The sequence below is a fragment of the Micromonospora sp. CPCC 206061 genome (genome assembly GCF_036906915.1).
Taxonomy (GTDB): Bacteria; Actinomycetota; Actinomycetes; order Mycobacteriales; family Micromonosporaceae; genus Phytohabitans.
This window is the reverse complement of record NZ_JBAKHX010000240.1, coordinates 1-518: the sequence shown is the minus strand read 5'-3', so window position 1 is coordinate 518 and position 518 is coordinate 1. Positions and strand designations below refer to the sequence as shown.

Annotated in this window: 1 protein-coding gene; it reads left to right on the top strand. The window is 69.9% G+C overall.

Translation table 11 applies throughout. The features are described from left to right. Positions 1-518: GNAT family N-acetyltransferase (locus tag V6V89_RS41565; protein WP_334625254.1), on the top strand; the 518-nt coding region annotated here is incomplete at both ends.

The following is a 518-nucleotide window of genomic DNA, read 5'->3' as shown; positions in this document are numbered from 1 at the left end:
GACCCGGTTCTGACGCAGCGGCTCGTCCTGACGCCGGTCGGTCTCGATGATGTCGATGACCTGAACCTCTTGTATGGCGATCCGGGAGTGGCGTATTGGACTGGGCCTTGGACCCGCGCGGCTGTGGAGGCGTGGGCCGCGAACATGATGGCCGGGTGGGCGGCGGACGGGGTCGGCAAATGGATGGCGCGCGACCGTTCGGACGGGTCGCTCGTCGGGCGCGGTGGCTTCACCCGCATTGATCTCGATGGCGAGGCGGTGCTGGAACTCGGCTGGGCGGTGCGTGACGCCCTCACGGGCCGCGGCTATGCGACGGAACTCGGCCGGGCAGCGCTTGCCTGGGCGGTAGCCCACCACCCGGGCCTGCCGGTCGTGGCGTTCACCGAGGTGCACAACCGTGCCTCGCGGGCGGTCATGGAGCGGCTCGGTATGCGACCGGCAGGCATCATCCGGCGCGAGGGGCTCGTTGAGGGCATGACCGGCGTGCACCCGGACGCCCCCTTCGCTCTTTATCGACT